17 protein-coding genes and 4 tRNA genes are annotated in these 18095 nt (G+C 54.9%); 14 read left to right on the forward strand and 7 right to left on the reverse strand.

From position 1 onward, the window contains the following. Positions 1-21: 21 nt before the first annotated feature. The 14 genes from wzzE (at position 22) to J1779_RS04700 (ending at position 11980) form a co-directional block, all read left to right on the forward strand. Positions 22-1074 (forward strand): ECA polysaccharide chain length modulation protein, encoded by a 1053-nt coding sequence (gene wzzE / locus J1779_RS04635; RefSeq protein ID WP_217202962.1) that lies wholly within the window; start codon positions 22-24, stop codon positions 1072-1074. Next, positions 1071-2201: a non-hydrolyzing UDP-N-acetylglucosamine 2-epimerase gene (wecB, locus tag J1779_RS04640; protein ID WP_056772316.1), complete on the forward strand. Its 1131-nt coding sequence runs from the start codon at positions 1071-1073 to the stop codon at positions 2199-2201. The genes wzzE and wecB overlap by 4 nt, the downstream gene beginning before the upstream one ends. Beyond that, positions 2198-3460, forward strand: coding sequence for a UDP-N-acetyl-D-mannosamine dehydrogenase (gene wecC, locus J1779_RS04645; protein WP_217202963.1), 1263 nt, complete (start codon positions 2198-2200; stop codon positions 3458-3460). The genes wecB and wecC overlap by 4 nt, the downstream gene beginning before the upstream one ends. Then, positions 3427-4152 carry a dTDP-4-amino-4,6-dideoxy-D-galactose acyltransferase gene (rffC, locus tag J1779_RS04650; RefSeq protein ID WP_217202964.1) on the forward strand — a complete coding sequence of 242 codons (726 nt, stop codon included), beginning with the start codon at positions 3427-3429 and terminating at the stop codon, positions 4150-4152. Before wecC ends, rffC begins: the two co-directional genes overlap by 34 nt. 4 nt (positions 4153-4156) lie before the next feature. Further along, complete coding sequence (gene rffA, locus J1779_RS04655) at positions 4157-5287, forward strand: dTDP-4-amino-4,6-dideoxygalactose transaminase (protein WP_217202965.1); 1131 nt, start codon at positions 4157-4159, stop codon at positions 5285-5287. Between the two features lies 1 nt (position 5288). Next, positions 5289-6539: a lipid III flippase WzxE gene (gene wzxE, locus J1779_RS04660; protein ID WP_136375572.1), complete on the forward strand. Its 1251-nt coding sequence runs from the start codon at positions 5289-5291 to the stop codon at positions 6537-6539. Continuing rightward, positions 6536-7618, forward strand: coding sequence for a TDP-N-acetylfucosamine:lipid II N-acetylfucosaminyltransferase (locus J1779_RS04665; RefSeq protein ID WP_217202966.1), 1083 nt, complete (start codon positions 6536-6538; stop codon positions 7616-7618). The genes wzxE and J1779_RS04665 overlap by 4 nt, the downstream gene beginning before the upstream one ends. After that, positions 7615-8988, forward strand: coding sequence for an ECA oligosaccharide polymerase (wzyE, locus tag J1779_RS04670; RefSeq protein WP_122096511.1), 1374 nt, complete (start codon positions 7615-7617; stop codon positions 8986-8988). The genes J1779_RS04665 and wzyE overlap by 4 nt, the downstream gene beginning before the upstream one ends. Then, positions 8978-9721: a lipopolysaccharide N-acetylmannosaminouronosyltransferase gene (gene wecG / locus J1779_RS04675; protein ID WP_217202967.1), complete on the forward strand. Its 744-nt coding sequence runs from the start codon at positions 8978-8980 to the stop codon at positions 9719-9721. The genes wzyE and wecG overlap by 11 nt, the downstream gene beginning before the upstream one ends. A 241-nt stretch (positions 9722-9962) precedes the next feature. Next, the gene (thrP, locus tag J1779_RS04680; protein WP_056772293.1) at positions 9963-11357 is read left to right on the forward strand and encodes a bifunctional threonine/serine APC transporter ThrP; all 1395 of its coding nucleotides are present in this window, start codon (positions 9963-9965) and stop codon (positions 11355-11357) included. A gap of 143 nt (positions 11358-11500) precedes the next feature. Next, positions 11501-11577: transfer RNA gene (locus tag J1779_RS04685), tRNA-Arg, on the forward strand. Between the two features lie 72 nt (positions 11578-11649). Continuing rightward, positions 11650-11725, forward strand: a tRNA-His gene (locus tag J1779_RS04690). 31 nt (positions 11726-11756) lie between these two features. Next, positions 11757-11842 (forward strand) — tRNA-Leu (locus J1779_RS04695). Positions 11843-11903: 61 nt separating this feature from the next. Further along, positions 11904-11980 (forward strand) — tRNA-Pro (locus J1779_RS04700). A 694-nt stretch (positions 11981-12674) separates the two neighbouring features. Here the strand turns inward: J1779_RS04700 and J1779_RS04705 are convergent. The 7 genes from J1779_RS04705 to J1779_RS04735 form a co-directional block, all read right to left on the reverse strand. Beyond that, on the reverse strand, positions 12675-12893 hold the full coding sequence (locus J1779_RS04705; protein ID WP_095922618.1) for a DNA-binding transcriptional regulator: 219 nt from the start codon (positions 12891-12893) through the stop codon (positions 12675-12677). A gap of 85 nt (positions 12894-12978) precedes the next feature. Continuing rightward, entirely contained in the window at positions 12979-14142 is a 1164-nt protein-coding gene (locus tag J1779_RS04710; protein ID WP_217202968.1) for a phage late control D family protein, read from the reverse strand. Then, on the reverse strand, positions 14139-14603 hold the full coding sequence (locus tag J1779_RS04715; protein WP_217202969.1) for a phage tail protein: 465 nt from the start codon (positions 14601-14603) through the stop codon (positions 14139-14141). The genes J1779_RS04710 and J1779_RS04715 overlap by 4 nt, the downstream gene beginning before the upstream one ends. 12 nt (positions 14604-14615) lie before the next feature. Continuing rightward, on the reverse strand, positions 14616-17063 hold the full coding sequence (locus J1779_RS04720; protein WP_217202971.1) for a phage tail tape measure protein: 2448 nt from the start codon (positions 17061-17063) through the stop codon (positions 14616-14618). After that, complete coding sequence (locus tag J1779_RS04725; RefSeq protein WP_238485070.1) at positions 17056-17211, reverse strand: GpE family phage tail protein; 156 nt, start codon at positions 17209-17211, stop codon at positions 17056-17058. Before J1779_RS04725 ends, J1779_RS04720 begins: the two co-directional genes overlap by 8 nt. Next, positions 17208-17519 carry a phage tail assembly protein gene (locus J1779_RS04730; protein WP_217202973.1) on the reverse strand — a complete coding sequence of 104 codons (312 nt, stop codon included), beginning with the start codon at positions 17517-17519 and terminating at the stop codon, positions 17208-17210. The genes J1779_RS04725 and J1779_RS04730 overlap by 4 nt, the downstream gene beginning before the upstream one ends. A 54-nt stretch (positions 17520-17573) precedes the next feature. Next, positions 17574-18092, reverse strand: coding sequence for a phage major tail tube protein (locus tag J1779_RS04735; RefSeq protein ID WP_217202974.1), 519 nt, complete (start codon positions 18090-18092; stop codon positions 17574-17576). Positions 18093-18095: the final 3 nt, after the last annotated feature.

Raw genomic sequence — 18095 nt, forward strand, 5'->3', positions numbered from 1 at the left:
CTGGCTGTGGATAAATCAGAAATGACAAGTAACCAGAATGAACGCGCCATCGAAAACGAACTCGATATCCGCGGCCTGTGCTGCACTTTATGGAAAGGTAAATTCTGGATCGCGGGTCTGGCAATACTGTTCGCACTTGTCGCTCTCGGCTCCTCCTATCTGATGAAACAAGAGTGGAGTTCAACGGCGATCACCGACCGCCCGACGGTAAACAACTTGTCTTCCTATTTCTCTCAGGCGCAGTTCCTGCGCAATCTGGATATGCGTACTGCGCCGCAGACTGATGCGAGCCGGCCACCGATTTCAGATGAAGCTTACAACGAGTTTGTGATGCAACTGGCGGCTTATGACACCCGCCGGGATTTCTGGCAGCAATCTCCTTACTACAAGCAGCGTAAGGAAGGTGATGCGCGTGCGGATGCCGTCTTGCTGGATGAACTGATTAACGATATCCAGTTCACCGCACGCGACGGCATCAAAGTGCCGAACGATATTGTCAAACTGACCGCTGAAAACTCCGCCGATGCTAACAAGCTGCTGCGCCAGTACGTGAATTTTGCCAGCGCCCGCGCCTCTCAGTATCTTTACGATGAACTTCAGGGCGCATGGGCCGCACGTACGCAGTCGATGAAAGCGCAGGTAAAGCGCCAGGAAGAAGTCGCACAAACCATTTTCAAACGTACTGCGAATAACACCGAGCAGGCGCTGAAAATTGCTCAGCAGCAGAATATTAATAAGAGTGTGACGGAAACCCCCGCTGAAGAACTGCCGGACTCCGACATGTTCCTGCTCGGTGTACCGATGCTAAAAGCGCGCCTTGAACTGTTACAAGCTTCAGGCCCTGGCTACGATCTGGAGTATGATCAGAACCGCGCGATGCTTTCGACGCTAAATGTTGGCCCGACACTGACCGCGAAGTTTCAGACTTACCGTTATCTCCGTACGCCTGAAGAGCCTGTAAAACGTGACAGCCCGCGCCGCGTATTCCTGATGATCATGTGGGGTATTGTCGGTGGTCTGATCGGAGCAGGCGTTGCCCTGACGCGTCGTAAAAATAAGAGAAACACATTGTGAAAGTGTTGACGATCTTCGGCACCCGTCCGGAAGCCATAAAAATGGCGCCGCTGGTGCATGCTTTGTCGCAGGATGCGGCATTTGAATCCAAAGTTTGTGTCACGGCACAGCACCGTGAAATGCTCGACCAGGTATTGCGTCTCTTTGAAATTACACCGGATTATGATCTCAATATCATGAAGCCGGGACAGGGATTGACTGAAATTACCTGCCGGATTCTGGCCGGGCTGAAACCCGTGCTGGATGATTTCAAACCTGACGTCGTGCTGGTTCATGGCGATACCACGACCACGCTGTCCGCCAGTCTGGCGGCGTTTTATCATCAAATCCCGGTGGGTCACGTTGAAGCCGGATTGCGCACTGGCGATCTCTCGTCGCCGTGGCCGGAAGAAGCGAACCGTCTGCTGACGGGGCATCTGGCCAAATGGCATTTCGCGCCGACGGAAAATGCCAAAGCGAATTTGCTCAGGGAAAACATCCCCGCGCAGGGGATTTACGTTACCGGCAATACGGTGATTGATGCCTTGCTGTGGGTCAGGGATCGCTTCAGCAGCGATGATTCACTGGCGCAACAACTCGCCGCCAGTTATCCCTTCCTGGACGCAGATAAAAAGCTGATTCTGGTCACCGGTCACCGCCGTGAAAGCTTTGGTGGCGGGTTCGAGAGGATTTGCACTGCGCTTGCTGACATCGCCCGCCAGCACCCGGATGTCCAAATTGTGTATCCGGTGCACCTCAATCCTAACGTCACCGAGCCGGTGAATCGCATTCTGCATGGCATCGATAACATTGTGCTTATCGACCCTCAGGACTACCTGCCGTTTGTCTACCTGATGGACAAAGCCTATCTGATCCTGACGGATTCCGGCGGCGTGCAGGAAGAAGCGCCGTCGCTGGGTAAACCGGTGCTGGTGATGCGGGAAACGACAGAGCGTCCCGAAGCCGTTGATGCCAAAACAGTCCGGCTGGTTGGCACGGATACCGCTAAAATTGTAGAGGAAGTGACCCGCCTGCTGACGGATGAAGATGAGTACGACAGCATGAGCCGGGCGCACAATCCTTACGGTGACGGACATGCGTGTCACCACATTCTTGACGCATTGAAAAATCATTGGGTATCGCAATGAGCTTTAACACGATCTCTGTTATCGGACTGGGTTACATCGGTCTGCCTACTGCCGCTGCTTTTGCTTCGCACCAGAAAAAAGTGGTGGGCGTGGACATCAATCAGCACGCGGTCGACACCATTAACCGTGGCGCCATTCATATTGTTGAGCCCGATCTTGATCTGCTGGTGAAGCAGGCAGTCGACGGGGGATTCCTGCGTGCCGTGACCCAACCGGAACCCGCAGACGCTTTCCTGATTGCCGTGCCGACGCCATTCAAAGGCGATCATCAGCCGGATATGAAATTCGTCGAATCTGCCGCGCGCTCACTGGCACCGGTGCTGAAGAAAGGCGACCTGATCATTCTGGAATCGACATCGCCGGTTGGCGCGACGGAGCAGATGGCCGCATGGCTGGCAGAAGCGCGTACTGACCTGAGTTTCCCGCAACAGGCGGGTGAGCAGGCAGATATCAGCATTGCGTATTGTCCGGAGCGTGTATTGCCAGGGCAGGTGATGGTCGAGCTTATCAAAAACGATCGTGTTATCGGTGGCATGACGGCGCGATGTTCGCAGCGTGCCAGCGAGCTGTATAACATTTTCCTCAAAGGGGAATGTGTCGTTACCAATTCCCGCACCGCCGAAATGTGCAAGCTGACTGAAAACAGCTTCCGCGATGTGAATATCGCTTTTGCCAATGAGTTATCGCTGATTTGCGATGCGCAGGGGATTAACGTCTGGGAGCTGATTGCGCTGGCGAACCGCCATCCACGCGTGAATATTTTGCAGCCAGGCCCTGGCGTGGGCGGTCACTGTATCGCCGTTGATCCGTGGTTTATCGTCGCGCAAAACCCTGAGCTGGCGCGGATTATCCGCACCGCCCGCGAAGTGAACGACAGTAAACCGCACTGGGTGGTCGATCGCGTGAAAGCGGCGCTGGCAGATTGCCTGACCGCCACCGGAAAACGTGCCGCCGATGTGAAAATCGCCTGCTTTGGCCTGGCATTTAAACCCAATATCGACGATTTGCGCGAAAGCCCTGCGGTTGAAGTTACGCATCTGATTGCTGACTGGCATGCCGGCGAAACCTGGGCTGTCGAACCGAATGTTCATCAGCTTCCCGTTTCCCTGGCCGAAAAAGTCACCCTGCATTCTCTGGAAGAGGCGCTGGAAAGTGCTGATCTGCTGGTCATGCTGGTTGATCATGCGTCCTTTAAAGCGATCCCCGCTGCTCAGGTTGATCAGGCATGGATCGTGGATACAAAAGGCGTATGGCGATAAGCCTGCGCGGCACGCTTGACCCCCTCAGCTGGGAGAGTGAATTCTTCCGGTTGCAGAGCGCGAAGCTGACGCTCGATGATTCTGCGGGCGACGTCACGGCGCAGGCTCTGGCAGCGTATGCGCTGGTGCAGGTGAAAGTTGCCGCCGACCAGCTGCCCACGCTGGATGCGCTCTCTGCGCTGGGCTTTCGTCTGGCGGAAGGCGAAACTGATGTGTGTATCGATGTGGTGGCGCAGGATAGCGCGCTGGCCGCAGGGCGCCCGGCAGTGCCGGAAGAGATCCACGATGTGGTGGCGATCGCCCGCCAGGCGTTTCACCTCAGCCGTTTTCGCGCACCCTGGTATCAGCCGGATGACAGCGCCCGTTTCTATGCGATGTGGGCGGAAAAAGCGGTGCTCGGCAACTTTGATCATCTTTGCCTGTGGGCGGAGGATCAGGGGAAGGACGCCGGATTTGTGACGCTGCGAAAGCTGTCGACAGATGAAGCAAGAATTGGCCTGCTGGCCGTCAGACCTGAGTGTCAGGGGCGGGGAGTGGGCAGAATATTAATGGCGGCTGCGAAACAGTGGTGTGCTGAACAGGGAGTGTCGCGTTTACACGTCGCCACCCAGACCGGCAACCTCGCGGCCTTAAACCTATATCTCGCCAGCGGTGGCAAAATCACCCGCGCGGCGTACTGGCTGTACAGGTGAAACAATGATCCCTTTTAATGCGCCGCCGATCGTCGGTACTGAAATTGATTTTATGCGTGAGGCAATGAGCAGCGGCAAATTGTGCGGCGATGGCGGGTTTACCCTGCGTTGCCAGAAATGGTTTGAGCAGCGTTTTAATTGCCCGAAAGTGTTGCTGACGCCGTCCTGTACCGCCTCGCTTGAAATGGCCGCGCTTCTGCTGGATATCCAGCCCGGCGACGAAGTCATCATGCCGAGTTTCACCTTCGTTTCTACCGCCAATGCGTTTGTGCTGCGCGGCGCAAAAATCGTCTTTGTGGATATCCGCCCCGATACCATGAACATTGACGAAAGCCTGATTGAAGCGGCGATCACCGACAAAACTAAAGTGATTGTGCCCGTGCATTACGCCGGCGTGGCTTGTGAAATGGACACGATTATGGCGCTGGCTGAGAAACACCGTCTGTTTGTGGTGGAGGATGCGGCGCAGGGCGTCATGTCGACTTACAAGGGCAAAGCGCTGGGCACCATCGGCCATATTGGCTGTTTCAGTTTCCACGAAACCAAGAATTACACGGCAGGCGGGGAAGGCGGTGCAACGCTGATTAACGATCCGGCGCTGATTGACCGTGCAGAAATCATCCGCGAAAAAGGCACTAACCGCAGCCAGTTCTTCCGCGGACAGGTGGATAAATACACATGGCGCGATATCGGCTCCAGCTATCTGATGTCCGATTTGCAGGCGGCGTATTTGTGGGGAAACCTGGACGCTGCCGAAAAGATTAATCAGCGCCGCCTTTGTGTCTGGAATGAATATTACGAGGCATTGCAGGATCTGGCTGATGCCGGCCGCGTCCAGTTGCCGAGTATTCCGCAGGATTGTGTGCAAAACGCCCACATGTTCTATCTGCGTCTGAAAGATATTGAGGATCGCGATGCCTTTATCCGCCACATGAAGGCCGCGGATATTCTGACGGTATTCCATTACATTCCGCTGCACGCCTGTCCGGCGGGGGAAGATTTTGGCCGTTTTAACGGCACCGATCGCTTCACCACCCAGGAAAGCGAACGTCTGGTGCGCCTGCCGTTGTTCTACAACATGAGCGATGACACGCAGCGCACGGTGATTGCGGCCTTGCTGCAATACTTCGCCTGATATGTCGCTGGCAAAAGCATCGGTCTGGACCGCCGGTTCCACGCTCATCAAAATCGGTGCCGGGCTGCTGGTGGTGAAACTGCTGGCGGTAGCATTCGGCCCTGAGGGCGTCGGTCAGGCAGGCAATTTCCGTCAGATGGTCACGGTGCTCGGTGTATTGTCCGGCGCCGGAATTTTCAATGGCGTCACCAAATACGTCGCCGAACACCATGAAAATCCTGAGCGCCTCAATGCCGTGCTGGGCACGTCGTCATCACTGATTTTAGGGTTTTCGACGCTGCTGGCCGCGGTTTTTTTGCTGGCCGCGGCGCCGGTCAGCGTTGGCCTGTTCGGGCACGATCGCTATCAGGCCGTGGTTCGCGCCGTGGCTTTTATCCAGATGGGCATCGCCTACGCCAACTATTTTCAGGCGATCCTCAAAGGCTATCGCGATGCGGCAGGCAACGCGCTGGCCGTGATCGGCGGCAGCCTGATCGGGTTACTGGCCTTCGCCCTGTGTTTCAAACTGGGTGGCTATGAGGGCGCGCTGGCCGGGCTGGCGCTGGTGCCTGCGCTGGTGATTCTGCCTGCCGGCGGCATGCTGTGGCGGCGTAAACCCTTTCCGCTGCGGTATCTGAAACCGGGCTGGGATCGCTTTATCGCCAGCCATCTGGGCAAATTTACGCTGATGGCGCTGATCACCTCTGTCACTATTCCGGTGGCGTACGTGATGATGCGAAATCTTCTCGCGGAGCATTACAGCTGGAAAGAAGTGGGGATCTGGCAGGGTGTCAGCAGTATTTCTGATGCGTACCTGCAATTTATCACCGCCTCTTTCAGCGTTTATTTGTTGCCGACGCTGTCGCGACTCAAGGATAAGCAGGCGATTTCTCAGGAGATCGTCAGGTCGCTGAAATTCGTGCTGCCCGCCGTGGCCGCCGTCAGTTTTTCGGTCTGGCTGTTGCGCGATTTCGCCATCTGGTTGCTGTTCTCCAAACAGTTTATGGCCATGCGCGATTTGTTTGCCTGGCAGCTGGTCGGTGATGTGCTGAAAGTCGGCTCGTATGTGTTTGGTTATCTGGTGATTGCCCGTGCGTCGTTGCGTTTTTACGTGCTGACTGAAATCAGCCAGTTCGCATTACTGACCGGATTTTCACACTGGCTGATCCCGATTCACGGTTCTCTGGGCGCGGCTCAGGCCTATATGGCGACTTACATCGTCTATTTTGCCCTGTGTTGCACCGTATTCCTTCTTTATCGTAGACGAGCATGACAACGCTGATTCACGTTTTGGGATCTGACATTCCCCACCATAATGTCACCGTACTGCGCTTCTTTAATGACGTACTGGCTGAGTGCGCGCCTGAAAAACTGATCTGCCATTTTATGGTGGCCGCGAAAGATGCGTCAGCGTTTGCTGAATTCTCGCGTCTGGATATCCGCGTTTATCCGGATAAAAAATCGCTGGCGGCCGCGGTGATCACCCGCGCGCAAGAACGGATGCACCATTTTTTCTTTCACGGGCAATTTAACCCGACGCTCTGGCTGGCTATTCTGACCGGCAAAATCAAATCGCAGCAGGTCACCTGGCATATCTGGGGCGCAGATTTGTATGAATCTGCGGGTAGCCTGAAATTCCGTCTGTTCTATCTTCTGCGCCGTCTGGCTCAGGGCCGTATTGGACATGTTTTCGGTACGCGCGGTGACCTGATTCATTTTCATCAACGTCACCCGCGGGTGCCGTCGTCGTTGCTCTACTTCCCGACCCGGATGGATCCTGCGCTGACGCAGCCGTCTGACATCCCGGAGCCCGAAGGGCCGATGACGGTGCTGGTCGGGAATTCCGGCGATCGCAGTAATCGCCACATTGAAGCGCTGCGTTCGCTGCATCAGCAGTTCGGCGCAGATATCCGCGTGATTATCCCGATGGGCTATCCGGCCAATAATCAGACTTATATCGAACAGGTGCGGGCCGAAGCGCTGACACTGTTTGCCCCTGCTCAGGTGGAACTGCTGACGGATGCGATGGCCTTTGAGGATTACCTCAACGTGCTGCGCCGCTGCTCGCTGGGCTATTTTATTTTCGATCGTCAGCAGGCGATTGGTACGCAGTGTTTACTGATTCAGTTCGGCGTACCCTTTGTGGTCAGCCGCCAGAACCCGTTCTGGCAGGATCTGGCGGAACAGCATCTTCCGGTGCTGTTCTACGGTGATGCTCTGGATGCGAAAACCGTGGCAGAGGCACGCAGGCAGTTGCTCAATACTGACCGGCAGAACATCGCTTTCTTCAATCCAAACTACGTCACGGGCTGGCAACAGGCGTTGTTGCTGGCGGCGGGGGAAGCATCATGACGCTGGCACAGTTAGGCGGCCTGTCTGTGGTTTATGCGCTTTCGCTGCTGTTTATACTGACGCTGACCTACAAAGAATTTCGCCGGGTGCGGTTCAATTTCAACGTCCTGTTTTCGCTGCTGTATCTGCTGACGTTTTACTTCGGATTTCCGCTGACCTGCCTGCTGGTTTTCCAGTTTGACGTCAAAGTGGTGCCGGTGGAAAACTTGTTGCAAGCCATGCTGGCCGCGACCTGCTTCTACGGCATTTACTATGTCTGCTATAAAACGCGGCTGAAGGCGAAACATGACGGCCCGTCGCGCCCGATATTTACCATGAACCGGGTGGAAACTCACCTGACCTGGATTTTGCTGGCGCTGATTGCCGTGGTGACGGTGTCGATCTTCTTCATGCATAACGGTTTTTTACTGTTTAAGCTGAAGTCGTACAGCCAGATTTTCTCCAGTGACGTCTCGGGCGTGGCGCTCAAACGCTTCTTCTATTTCTTCATTCCGGCCATGCTGGTGCTGTTTTTCCTCAAACCCGACGTCCGCCGCTGGCTGTTTTTCCTCGCCAGCACCGTTGCCTTTGGTTTCCTCACGTATGTGATCGTGGGCGGCACGCGAGCCAATATCATCATCGCCTTCGCGCTGTTTCTGTTTATCGGCATTGTCCGTGGATGGATATCGTTGTGGATGCTGGCGGCGGCAGGCGTGCTCGGAATTGTCGGGATGTTCTGGCTGGCGCTGAAGCGCTACGGTCTGAACGTCAGCGGGCCGGAGGCGTTTTATACTTTCCTGTACCTGACGCGCGATACGTTCTCACCGTGGGAAAACCTGGGGCTGCTGTTGCAGAATTACGACAAAATCAGCTTCCAGGGGCTGGCGCCTATCGTGCGAGATTTCTACGTGTTTATCCCAAGCTGGTTATGGCATGACCGCCCGAGCATTGTTCTCAACTCCGCCAACTATTTCACCTGGGAAGTGCTGGATAACCATTCCGGCCTGGCGATCTCCCCGACGCTGATTGGTTCACTGGTCGTCATGGGCGGCGTATGGTTTATTCCGCTGGGGGCTGTCGCAGTGGGGATGATCATCAAATGGTTTGACTGGTTGTATGAGAAAGGCAAAGCCGACACCAACATATATAAAGCAGCCATTTTGCAAAGTTTCTGTTTCGGTGCCGTTTTCAATATTATCGTGCTGGCCAGGGAAGGGGTGGACTCGTTCTTTTCCCGTGTGGTCTTTTTCTGTGTCGTGTTCGGGGCCTGTCTGGTCGCGGCCAAAATGTTGTACTGGATGCTGGACGCCGCAGGGCTTATCCGCGCCAAGATGCCGCGCCGGGAACACCGTGTCGCGACGGTCGCTGTAGGGAAAGCTAATGAACTCTGAAAATAATACTATTCCACACTATGACATTCGCGGGATACGCCTCTGGGGCTTTCGCGATATGGCGCATTTCATTGATTATTTGTTTGCCGGTCGTCAGGTGAAAACCGGTGCGCTGGTGGCGATAAATGCTGAAAAAGTGCTGACCATTGAAAGTAATCCGGAGCTCAGCACGCTGATAGGTGAAGCCGAATACAAATACGCCGACGGTATCAGCATCGTCCGCGCTATCCGCAAGAAATATCCGCAGGCCAGGGTGTCGCGCATTGCCGGGGCAGACTTGTGGGAAGGCCTGATGCAGCGTGCAGGCGCGGAAGGTACGCCGGTGTTTCTGATCGGCGGCAAACCGGAGATCCTGCAACAAACCGAAGACAAACTGCGTGCGCAGTGGAACGTTAATATTGCGGGCAGCCAGAACGGATATTTCACTCCCGACCAGCGCGAGGCGTTATTCGAAAGAGTCAAAGCCAGCGGGGCGGCCATTGTGACGGTGGCAATGGGCTCGCCGAAACAAGAAATCCTGATGCGTGATTGCCGCCGGGTTCATCCGGATGCGCTGTATATGGGCATCGGTGGCACTTATGATGTGTTTACCGGCCATGTGAAGCGTGCCCCTAAGATCTGGCAGAAGATGGGGCTCGAGTGGCTGTATCGCCTGATTTCCCAACCCAGCCGTCTGCGCCGTCAACTGAAACTCCTCAAATTCGTCCGTTATTACTACACAGGCCGTCTGTAAAACTTGCGCCGCGACTGATTTTCAGCGCGGCGTTTTACCTCTCATTTCTCACCTTCGCTTACCCTCTCTTACATCCCTCCGTGTCTACTGATGCGTATCTTTCTCAATTGTGGTTTGCAACTCATCCTGAAATGCGGAACCATAACGCCGTTTTTCCGCCCCATGCGGGCATTATCACAATAAAAAAATAACATTCCGGTCATTCCGGAAGGCAAACACAACACTGAGAAACAGAGGAATTATGGCGAATCAAGAAGAAAAGGGTGGGCTACACCGGGGGCTGGAAGCCAGACACATTGAGCTGATTGCCCTGGGCGGTACCATCGGTGTCGGGCTCTTTATGGGCGCGGCGAGCACCCTGAAATGGGCGGGGCCTTCTGTTTTACTGGCGTACATTCTGGCCGGTATTTTTGTCTTCTTTATCATGCGTTCGATGGGCGAAATGCTGCATCTGGAGCCGGTGGCCGGTTCGTTTGCGGTCTACGCACATAAATACCTCGGGCCTTACTATGGCTATCTGACTGCGTGGAGTTACTGGTTTATGTGGATTGCGGTGGGGATTTCTGAAATCACCGCGATCGGCGTTTATGCACAATACTGGTTCCCGGAATTACCGCAGTGGATCCCGGCGCTGATGGCCGTGGCGATTGTCGCAGCGGCCAACCTGGCCGCGGTGAAACTCTACGGTGAGATGGAGTTCTGGTTTGCGCTGATCAAAATCACCACCATTATTGTGATGATTGTGGTCGGTCTGGCGGTGATCTTCTTCGGCTTCGGTAATCACGGTGAGCCGGTAGGCTTTGCGAATCTGACTGCGCACGGCGGCTTCTTCGCCGGAGGCTGGAAAGGTTTCCTGTTTGCGCTGTGTATCGTCGTGGCGTCCTATCAGGGCGTCGAACTGGTGGGAATTACCGCCGGTGAAGCGAAAAATCCACAGGTGACGCTTAAACGCGCCATCAATAACATCCTGTGGCGGATCCTGATTTTCTACGTCGGTGCCATTTTCGTCATCATCACCATCTTCCCGTGGAACGAAATGGGCACGCACGGCAGCCCGTTCGTCCTGACGTTCGCGAAGATAGGCATTGCCTCGGCGGCAGGTATCATCAACTTTGTGGTGCTGACGGCGGCGCTCTCCGGCTGTAACAGCGGAATGTACAGCTGCGGGCGCATGCTCTATGCGTTGTCGAAGAATCGCCAACTGCCCGCATTCCTGAGCAACGTCTCAAAAAGCGGCGTCCCTGTTTACGGTATCGCGATCACGATTTTGTGTTTGCTGGTCGGTTCGTGCCTGAATTACCTGATCCCGAATCCGGAGAAAGTCTTTGTTTACGTTTACAGCGCCAGTGTTCTGCCGGGAATGGTGCCGTGGTTTGTGGTACTGATTAGTCAGTTGCGTTTTCGTGAAGCGCATAAAGAGAAATTGAAGAACCACCCGTTTAAATCGATTCTCTTCCCTTATACCAATTATCTGACGCTGATTTTCCTGGCCTGCGTGCTCGTGGGTATGGCAATTAACCCGGATACGCGAATTTCTTTGCTGGTAGGCGGGATTTTCATCGCGGGAGTGTCACTGATATACTTCGGCCTCGGCATGCATAAGCGTGCTGCGCTGACGGCAGAAAAGGCAAAATAACGTCTTAAGTCATGGGTGGGGGAGGTTGGGCGCTTACTTTTAATGCGTATTGGACAAAGCGTAATCAAACGCAATATTTCTGAAAAAAAGCACTAGACAGCCATGCGTTAAAACCGTAGTATCCCCACCCGCAACGGCGCTAAGCGCCCGTAGCTCAGCTGGATAGAGCGCTGCCCTCCGGAGGCAGAGGTCTCAGGTTCGAATCCTGTCGGGCGCACCATTAAGTTTGCGCTAGAGTTGCGGTGGTCTTGTTTGAAGTTAAGCAGTCCACGATGTAGAAAAGTTTGAAATGGTGGCTATAGCTCAGTTGGTAGAGCCCTGGATTGTGATTCCAGTTGTCGTGGGTTCGAGCCCCATTAGCCACCCCAAATTTTTTAAATGATTTTGTGAATGTGACATGCGATGGTGGCGGAATTGGTAGACGCGCTAGCTTCAGGTGTTAGTGTCCTTTGGATGTGAGGGTTCGAGTCCCTCCCTTCGCACCACACACACAAAATGCATTTAAATGATGCAGTTAGCGTCAAGAAGTAGTAAGATGCACGACATCGGCGAGTAGCGCAGCTTGGTAGCGCAACTGGTTTGGGACCAGTGGGTCGGAGGTTCGAATCCTCTCTCGCCGACCAATTCAAATAAAGAGCCCTGCAGAAATGCAGGGCTTTTTGTTTTCTGCTTTTAAAAAACTGCTCTCACGTCTCTTCCTGGTCTTGTTGTTTATCTGCGACATACGCACTTTTCTCTGTCTCTTTCAGGAGACACTTATCTTATTGATAAATAAAGACTCATCGAAGCTGACATTCCTGCGTCGTTCACTGGCGACAGAATAGGGGATTGCCGGAGCGTATCCGCCTTCTGAGAAACAGAGTACCGGTGTGTTATAAAAATAAAGTTGTTAATTATCAGTGTCATAAAAAATTATAAACAGATGCTTGCCATTCTGGCACGCGTCCTGCAATATTCCCGCCGTAGATGCTCATTCCACCCATTATGTTTGCTCCGGCTTCATAAACCTGGGAATGATGCAGAGCCAATTTACAGTGCCTATTGTCATCCTGACCGATAACGCGCAAGCGCTATCACCCAGAAGGCAAAACGTTGAGTGAGGCACTAAATCTGTTGTCCTAGACCTGATTGTTTTTAGACACTTGTCCTTCAGACAAGTGTTTTTTTTGCCTGAAATTTAGCGCAGGCATAAAAAAGGCTCCCGAAGGGGCCATTTATATGTTTTTAGTTAATTGAAATAAAAGGATTTATTTCTTTCAATGTCCACGCATTGACCACGTTAAGAAAAAAAGCCCCGCATTGCGGGGCTTTTTCATGCTACATCAGGAAGTTTTGTTGACCATGTGAGGTTGGGTGGGGCATCACTGCGTTGATATGCCCCGGCTTCATAATTGAGCCGTCGAATGACTCCATTGTCTTGAAGGTATGGCCACAATTTATGTTCTGGCATTGGTTATAACGTTCCTTGGTGTTCTCACTCAGGTAACGGCTGGAACGGGTATGTGCGGCGTATTTGCAGATTGGACAATGGAACATGATCACCACCTCAATGAATCACTTTAAGATGCGTTGATTTTAACCATTAAATTCATTTAAAACAAACAGTTAAGTGATTAAGCTGTTATTCCTCCTGTGTATCAAACGCTACGTCTGAAAGCCTCACCTCAAGGTCTAGTGACGTCGTGTAGCCACTATTACTGAGTGAGTGAACCACCTTAGCAATAATCCATGACTGCTCGTCTATGACGTGCTTAAACCCTTTAACCCGCACCGGCGTTTCAGGATATAAATCCGCGCGCCCCATGGCGAGACTAATGGAGAACTCCGCCACACCGCGTTGCAACTTATCCCACTTTGCCGCCGCTGCGCGCATGGCCTGCGCTTTGCTGGCATAGATGGTGGTCAGTGCAAAAACGTTATCCGCTTCACCGGCCATGTATTCACCTTCTTTGGCTTCGGGTGTTTTGACTGCCGATGCTTTGGCTTTAACCGGTTTGGCTTTGGGATGTTGCAGTGCGCGCAGCTGTTTAAACTTGGGCTTTCGCTGAATTTTAACCTTTTGCTTTTTGGGCTTAGGGTCTTTGGTATGCAGCCATTTAGCCGTTACGCCGGTGTATGCACCCCGGTCAGCAATGGCGAACTGATGCCGGTCACCGTCGGCGCGTTCAATCGTCATGGCCGGTATAGGTTTACCGCTGGCGGTGGTGCCGCTCCCTGCTTTCAGAAAAAGTAACTTACCGGCTTTCACTGAGACCTCAGCCCCGTTGCGCGTGGCCAGACGGGTTAAAAACTTGGCGTCAGATTCCTGAGACTGGTCGATGTGCGGAATACTGATGGCGTTCAGTTGCGTGGCCACGCTGGCCGTCAGCTTATTGCGCGCGGCGATTTGCTCAACCACCTGACCGAGCGTGGTGTCGTGGTAGGACATTTCACGCCGTGAATTCAGGGTGCCGCGAAAGTCAGCGCTGCGCGCCCGGATAGTCAGCGTATCCGGCGCGCCACGGTGTTCAATCTCATCCACCGTAAATTCTCCCTTACCCAGCAGCGCCGAGCCCTGCCAGCCCAAGAACAGGGAGAGCACCGCACCGCGCGGCGGCATTTCTACCTGTCCGTCGCTGTCGTCGAGTTCGATATCGAGCTGGTCAGCCTCAAATCCGCGATTATCGGTCAGCGTCAGCGACAACAGCCGGGCGCTGATATCCTGCGTAATATCATTGCCCGCCTGCGTCAGCATAAATGCCGGTGCCATCGTTGCCCCGGCGTCCACCGTCAGCCCCGTTATCATGACAGCACTCCCTGCGTGGCCGCACTGGCCTTATTCAGCAATCCATCAGCCTGCTGCTGCAAATCACCAAACATGGCGGTCAGTGACTCATCCACGCGCGTGAGCGTCAGCGTAAACTCAATGCTGCGCGCGCTGCCGTCGGCAAAGAATTCACTGCGGGTTTCACTGAGGCTCTCAACGACGAACATCCCATAAATTGTGCCCGAACCCTCCAGCAGCGGCCACGCCTTACCCTCATTGGCCATCTGGTTGAGTACCAGCAGGGACAGTCTTCCGCCGGTGATTTCAGGCATCAGTACGCCTGACAGGGTGATTTTTTCCTCGTTCACGCCCAGAAATTGCAGCGCGGGACGCTGGCCAATACGGCTGTTTGACGGCCAGCGGTAATCAACGCTGCGTTGCAGGCTCTGATAAGGGACGGTTTGTAGCTGAAACACAAATAACCCAAGCGCTAACATCATGCGAAATTCTCCTTAATCGTATCCAAGGCGGGAGCGCAGCTCTGCCCGGCGCTGACGTTCGCGGGCGTCCAGTGCGTCGATAACTTGGCGGCTGGTATCCTGCGCACCCATTCCGGCGCCCACGGAAATCTGGTAGTTGTTTTTGCTGTTGTCGGTATAGCTTCGGCCACCGCCTGCGGATACCGGTGCATAACCGCCGCCGAGCAGGCCACCCGGCGGCAAAGACTGCGGCTCGCGCCCGGCATCATATTTCGCGCGCTGCTGTGCTTTGTCAGCGTTCTTATCCAGATCGGCAGATTCATCTTTGATGAGGCCAAGCTTGTTTAGCAGCCAGTCCACGCCCTCCCGAAGTTTGTTGAACGCCCGCAGCGGCGCGGTAAGCGCATTGGCTACCGCCTGTCCGAACAGCACACCGGCATTTTTGCAGCCGTCGAGGGTTTCCTTCGTGGACTTCACCGGCGCAACCAAATCTTTGAACCATTGCCAGATCGCTTTGAGCTTCTCACCCAGCCATTCAAAGACCGGTTTAAGCGGGGCAAAGAGCTCTTTTACCGGCGCAAATGCTACGCCCAGCCCCTCAACCACACCGGCGAAAAAGGCGCTGATAGGTTCCCAATATTTGCGGATGAGCAGCGCGCCGGCCACGATGGCCAGACCGACGGCAACGACAGGCCAGGTGATCGCCCCCAGCGCGGTCACAATGGTTGCTCCCGCCGTGCTGAACGCCACGCCCAGCGTTCCGGCAACGGCGATAATCGCGTTTACCCCGGCAATGACCGGCCACGCGATGAGGCCAATACCACCCAGCACGCCAAGGATCGCCAGCGCACCGGTGGTGACGGCAAATAGGGTTTTTGTCAGCTCCGGGTTTTCCTTCGTCCATTGGCCGACCTTGCCAAGCCACTCGGTCGCAGAGGTGGTCAGGCGTCGCAGCGCGGTGTCCTGTTTTTCGAAAACCTCAATCTGCAAATCTTCCCACGCCGAAGCGAGGTTTTTTAAATCGCCGTCGAGGTTGTCGGTCTGGACTTTTGCAATACGCTCCGTAGTGCCGGATGAGTTTTGTATCGCATTGCGCTTCGCGTCGAGACTGCCGTTTCCGGCTGCGGCCACCAGCTTGACCGCGCCTTTCATGGCTTCTTCACCGAAGATGACTTTCAGGTATTGCGCTTTCTGCGCCGTACCGAGCTTATTTTTCTTAAACGACTGGTTGATGGATTTAAGGATTTTCTCGACCGGGAGCATGTCCCCTTTGCCGTCGCGCGTTTTCACCCCCAGCTCGTTGAGCGCCGCCGGAGACTGTCCCACCGGTGCCTGTAATCGGCTGAAAATGGCACTCGCGCCGGTACCGGCCATTGAGCCTTTGATGCCGTTATCCGCAAGAATGCCGAGCAAGGCGGTGGTGTCCTCGATGCTGGCACCCGCCGCCTCCGCGATAGGGGCGACATATTTCATTGCTTCGCCCAGCTCAATCAGGCCGGTGTTGGATGAGGTAAAGCCTTTGGTCATGACGTCTGCGACACGCTCAATCTGCGTGGTCGGCAGGTTAAACGCAGACTGCATATTGGTGATGATGTCCGCTGCCTCGGCAATATCGACATCTGCCGCTAGGCTGAGGTTAACCGTCGAACCCGTCGCCGCCAGCACCGAATCAGCGTCATACCCGGAGCGGGCAAGCGTGGTCTGCGTACGGGCAACGTCGCCCGGAGAAAACGCCGTTGTCGCACCAATATCGCGCGCCTGTTTGCGGATTTGGCCGAGCTTTTCCTCGCCCTTATTCAAACCGAGAATGGCCTGCGTTCCTGACATTTGTTTGTCAAAGCCGATACCCGGCGCAATAAATTTAGCCTCACCGTACAGACCGGCGGCGGCAACGCCCACACCGGCCATCCCCGCACTGCGCGCCCCGGAGGCCAGCCGCTGACCCGACTCATAACGATTTTTTACCGCGTTGAGTTTTGCCTGCTGCGCGCTGACCCGAGCCAGCGCCTCCCGCTGACGATTAAGCTGTGCGTTAGTCTCACTCAGCGAGGTGCGCAGTCGGCGCTCGTCGGCTGACAAATCACGGGTATTGATACCCGCCTGCGACAGCTCCTGTCGCTGACGCTGAACGGACTGCCGCAGGCCGTTGTATTTGAGCTGAAGTTCGGAGGCCGTACGCTTGGCCGCTTCCATTGCCTGCGTCTGCGCGCGCGTCGGATTGGCGGTGTTTCTAAACTGGAGGGCAAGCGCGGCGGCTTCCTGCTTGGCGTTTTTAAGTGACTGGCCGGTGACGGCAAGCTGTGCGCTCGTTTTTCGAAACCCCTCAATCTGCCCGGCTTGGGCGTTTAGCTGCCTGATGGACTGTTGGGTGGTTCGGATTTCCTGAGACAGCGACTTGCTCGCTGTCTGGATGGATTTAAACGGGCGGGTCGCTTGGTCAACAGCCTTGAGTAAAACCTGCAATGTCACATTGTTACTCATTGGCGTGTCCACTTCGTTCGTGCGCTTTAGCGCGCCATGTGACGAGCTCGGGAAGGCTCAGCGGATAGAGTTCTGACGGTGGCCAGTGAAAGACCACCGCCACGTCGGCCATCAGGTCATCAACCGACAGCCGCGGTGGAAACGTCAGCGTTCCGAATTCGGCAACAAAAAATTAATCACCTTTCCGGCCAGCCCGACCATATCCGGCAGCGACAGCGCGGCGCACTCCTCTTTTGTCAGCGTCGGGTAGGTTATACGCGGCAGAACCATCAGCAGCGCGTCCACGTTTGAGCTGGCCACGTCGGCCAGACTGACGCCGCGCAGCGCACCGGCGTTCGGGCGGATCACGTTTACTTCGGTGATCAGGGTGTCGCCGCGTTTGATTGGCGTATCCAGCGTAACGACGTTGGCGTTTTCTTGGGTATTGTCTGCGGTAACGGTGTCGGTCTTTTTCATGGTTTTTCTCAGAGTTGGTAAGGGAACGTGGCCAGCGCACCGGCCACCAAAACATTACAGCCCGATATTGCGGCGGTGTTTTTCCAGCATGTCGGTACCGTTGACGATTTCGACCATGTTCACGGTGTCGATTTCAATCAGCGTATTTCCGTCAACCACCAGCTTGTAATACGTACACTGCGTGGTGATTTTGCTTTCGGTGTCTTCGCCCTGTTTCATGTCGCCGGTATCGATTTCTTTGTGACGGCCACGCATAACAATTTCCACGGCGGAGACGTCGCCGGTGTCGTCACGCTGGAAAGACCCGGCAAACCGCAACGGAATATCCGCAGCACCGGCGGCGGCATACTGCGCCCACAGAGCGCTGTCCGGGAGCCCACCAATTGACCATTCAACGGTGAGAGCGTCGTCATCCAGCCCAAAATCCACCGGCGCGGAGCCGTTCATCCCGCCGCCGCGATAGTTCTCAAGCTTGCGGGTCAGCTTTGGCAGCGTGACCGACTGCACCACGCCCATGTAACTCAGGCCGTCGTTAAACAGGTTGAGATATTTCAGTTTGCGAGGAAGTGCCATATT

This window comes from Rahnella rivi (genome assembly GCF_019049655.1).
GTDB lineage: Bacteria > Pseudomonadota > Gammaproteobacteria > Enterobacterales > Enterobacteriaceae > Rahnella > Rahnella rivi.